The organism is Microvirga massiliensis, assembly GCF_001006805.1.
GTDB lineage: Bacteria > Pseudomonadota > Alphaproteobacteria > Rhizobiales > Beijerinckiaceae > Microvirga > Microvirga massiliensis.
Genome location: NZ_LN811358.1, coordinates 90,941 through 94,494 on the forward strand (window position 1 = coordinate 90,941; position 3,554 = coordinate 94,494).

3 protein-coding genes and 1 pseudogene are annotated in these 3,554 nt (G+C 60.8%); 2 read left to right on the top strand and 2 right to left on the bottom strand.

Going from position 1 to position 3,554, the window contains the following annotated elements; all coding sequences use genetic code 11:
- Positions 1-792, bottom strand: a pseudogene (locus BN1233_RS24600) (class I poly(R)-hydroxyalkanoic acid synthase); the annotation flags it as partial.
- A 377-nt stretch (positions 793-1,169) separates the two neighbouring features.
- On the opposite strand from BN1233_RS24600, the gene BN1233_RS24605 reads away from it, so the two are divergent.
- Complete coding sequence (locus BN1233_RS24605) at positions 1,170-1,409, top strand: DUF6489 family protein (protein WP_046866281.1); 240 nt, start codon at positions 1,170-1,172, stop codon at positions 1,407-1,409.
- A gap of 743 nt (positions 1,410-2,152) precedes the next feature.
- Positions 2,153-3,097 (top strand): hypothetical protein, encoded by a 945-nt coding sequence (locus BN1233_RS24610; protein WP_048708279.1) that lies wholly within the window; start codon positions 2,153-2,155, stop codon positions 3,095-3,097.
- A gap of 15 nt (positions 3,098-3,112) precedes the next feature.
- Here the strand turns inward: BN1233_RS24610 and BN1233_RS44900 are convergent, their stop codons facing one another.
- On the bottom strand, positions 3,113-3,502 hold the full coding sequence (locus BN1233_RS44900) for a penicillin acylase family protein (RefSeq protein ID WP_244470743.1): 390 nt from the start codon (positions 3,500-3,502) through the stop codon (positions 3,113-3,115).
- Positions 3,503-3,554 lie beyond the last annotated feature (52 nt).

Here is a 3,554-nt window from a genome sequence, read left to right on the forward strand (position 1 = left end):
TTCGGCGTCGACCATGCTGAGGCGCCCCGCATTGAGATCGGCCATGAGGTTGCGGGCACCCGCCGCGACACTGGCGCCGCCGGTCTCGATCGCCTTGTGAAGGGCGGTCGGGTTGGACAGCAGGATCAGGGAGGGGCTCATCGCATCCACGAACTGGCGCAGGTGAAAGTTGATGCGCTGCCGCTCGGCCTCGTCCATGTCGGTCGCGTCGCCTTGCTCTAACAACCAGTCCGAGGCGAGCAGATAGACCTCCTTGAGGGTGCGATAGACGGGGTTGGTGTGCCACTCGGGTGCGGCGAACCGCTTGTCAGCTGTGGCGACAGCCGGCCCTTTCGCCGAAGCCAGGTCCGCAACGCCCAGCCAGCGCTGACCGGCTTCCTGCCAGACATTGAGCGCCGAGCGCCACAGGTCCTGGTTCAGGTCGACCGCGGCTTGGGTGGCCTTGGGTTTTCCAAGGGAGCGCAGCCAAACAACGCGCAGAGCGCGGGCGATCTCGGCCCAGTCGACGGGCACGACCTCGCGCAGTGGATTGGCGTTCCACATCTGGTCGATCGTGCGGAGCGTCGGATCCTGCGACAGGCTCTCCTGGAACGGCTTGATCCCACCACCCAACATGCTCGCAGCAGGATTGTCGCTCGTCATCTCCCACCACGACCGACCGGGACCAGCGGAGGTCGGAGCTGCGACGGAGATTTGGTCCATCCAGGAGGCCCACAGGCCCAGCATGACGTCTGGTCCAGGCACAGCGATGCCGGTCTGTGGCTGAAGCTTGTCCGTGTGCTTGCCTGTCATGCGCTTCCTCCAAGGTGGCACTTACGTTCTGATCGGGTTGCTCTCTCAGGGCGCCATCCTGCTCCGCTATCCAGCCGCGGGATGGGAACAGAGACAGTCAACCGAACTGCTACTGCCCCGCTTTCCAGGACGCGAACCGGTAACCACAAGGCAACGCGCGAACGTCCCGATTAGCCTCAGCCGTCATATGGCCGAGCTTGCTCCCAGCTTCCGACAAAGCCGCACCAGCTTTAAGGCTCGGGCCGGGCGAGCGCCAAGCGCGCTGCGTAGCCTTCCTGATTGGATTTCCGTGATGCGCCACTAGCCCATAGCCGGGCGTTCGCAATTGACCGCGTCACGGGCGAGGCTCAGGTGATCTCAGGTGAAGGAGCTGTGAGATGAAGGTGACAGTGAACATTGACTGCACGCCTGAGGAGGCGCGGGCTTTCCTAGGATTCCCGGACGTGAGACCGATGCAAGAGCGCCTCACACAGGAACTGGAGGAGCGTCTAGCGGCCAACATCCGAGCCATGGACCCTGAAGTGATGCTTAGGACTTGGCTGCCCGCGACGCTCAAGGGCTTCGAACAACTCCAGGAAATCCTCATGGCTCAAATGACAGGAGCCAAGCGAGAGTGAGGCGACGCGGAACGCGTGAGTTCGCGTCGCGCGTGGGTAGCGGTGGCTGACCTTCCTGATGAACCGGGTCAGCCCGGCCTGTTTCTCGGACTCGGTTCGCGCCCGCGCCATCAGGCCAGCCCTTTGCGTCCACACCGGCCATGAGTTTCAGAAGCCATCCCCATGTCCTGAAAAGTATTCATGACGGCTATGGACTGTCGGGGAGGCAGATACTGACCACCGTTCGCATGGAGCTTGCAATCCTGACCGTCGTCGGGGCTGAAAAATACCGCTCTCCCTCGCCCCGAGGAGAGCGCTGAGCCATGGGAAGCCGGCCAGCATTTTCTGATCTCGCCCCAGGTCTGCGACTTGACCATCAACGAGATCTTCCTCATTCAGGGGATGACAGACAAGAAGTTGGTGTGAAAGTACGCACATCAGTCCAGCCTTTCGGCCGATACAATCAAATCGAACGCTCCTCAGGGAGGTGACGATGCTCAACGCTGAGCATCTCTCCGCGCTGGCCTGCAACAACGATCGCCGATCGCGACTGAAGACACCGCCGCTCAGAAGATCTCCCGGAAATTGAGAGATTGAGTGGCACGGACGACATGGTTTTCTCGAAGGTCACTTACTGGTGGGCAAGTCGGCTACTGACTGTGTCGTTCGAGAATCTGGACCTCCCGGCGGTCGGCATCCGTCCTGTCTCCTGAGGAGTCCGGGCACGATGTCTTGGCATGAGTGACTACAAGTGAGTCGCAACAATGGCCTCAATGACCCCGCTCGAGTATGCCGCAAAATACAAGAACCTCGAGGTCTACCTCTACACCGAGGATCAAGCCAAAGCGGCCCCAGCGGGCCAGCTACCGCCGGGCGGAGACTGGCAGACCGTCAACGTGCACGCGTATCGGCTCGGCTTGAAGAAGGCATACCAGCAGACGATCAACTCTATCGAGGTGTTCAAAAGCAAGGTTCGACCGCACCTCAATCAAAAGGACGAGTCCATCACCGTCTGGGTCAAGACGGTCCAAGGCGAGGTGGTGCCGAAGACCTATCGCAGCCGGAGCGAGCTCAGCGAGAACGCAAACGATCCGTTCTATGGCAAAGGCTCTCCCGAAGAGTGTCAGGTCGTGCTCCAGCTTGCCGTTCGCTACGGGGTGTTCCCGCGAGAGAAAATTCAGCTCTACTGCGACAATGGCAATATCGGTTTGGACTGCAACGGGTTCGTGGGGAACTATCTCCGGCACTTCAAACAAGGACTGCCCTGGGATACCGACGCGAAGAAAGACCAGAAAGGCGAGTTCGATGCGAACACGATGATCCAGTCGATCATGACCTTCACGGGCAAGACCCTACCCGTGAAAACGCTCGACGAGATCGAAAAGAACCAGCTCTCGATTTTTCTGCTGGCGTTGTGTGACGAGAGTGGCCGCATTCTGGATCACGCGAAGATGACGGACGGGACGACCGCTTATGGTCACATCATGATCAGTCAGCCCGGTACCTTCAAAAAGATCAGCCAGCCCGGGGCAGCTGGCCCGCGTCTCCTGCGTGAGGTCCCGATGTTCACGGTAATCGAGTCCACGGGCGGCCACGGCCTTGTGGATTCTCCTTACCGCCTGTTGGAGGTGAACAAGAACGGGGCCTTCAAGGTCTTTCGCGGCGTGAAAGGCCAGACCATGAGGGTGAGGATCGCTCGCGTGATCTGACCGGAGAACCTCAGGTTATCGACTGCGAACTGCCCGCATCCTGTCCCAGCTTTGTCCGTGTCCTCTCGGTCGCTGCATATCGAGATGGAGTGACCGAGAGGTCAAGACTACTGAGCTGGCGTCAGCCTGATCGCCTCGCGAGCCGCTCGCTCGACGGCCTGGCGGGAATAGATCAGCGGCACATATTCGCCGCTGACCCACAGGGGGGGCGAGGTCCCGGTAATGCGGGCTAAACGGATCCCCTGATTGCCCGGGCGTGTTGATGGTTACGCTCTGATCCCAGTTCCCCACATCCAGCACTATCCGGAACGAGGCGCCCGCCGTGACCCGGAAATCCATGGCCCGATAGGTCGCTGCAAAGGGGCTGAAGGCCGAGCCGCCCATTGTCAACCGGCCAACCGTCATCTGCGCGCGGGTCGGATCGTCGGCGAGCAGCGAGAGCGCGTGCTCGAACTGC

Excerpts from the sequence above, each read along its gene's own strand:
- BN1233_RS24605 (WP_046866281.1), top strand. The coding sequence starts at position 1,170 with ATGAAGGTGACAGTGAACATTGACTGCACGCCTGAGGAGGCGCGGGCT.
- BN1233_RS24610 (WP_048708279.1), top strand. The coding sequence starts at position 2,153 with ATGGCCTCAATGACCCCGCTCGAGTATGCCGCAAAATACAAGAACCTC.
- BN1233_RS44900 (WP_244470743.1), bottom strand. The coding sequence starts at position 3,502 with ATGACGGTTGGCCGGTTGACAATGGGCGGCTCGGCCTTCAGCCCCTTT.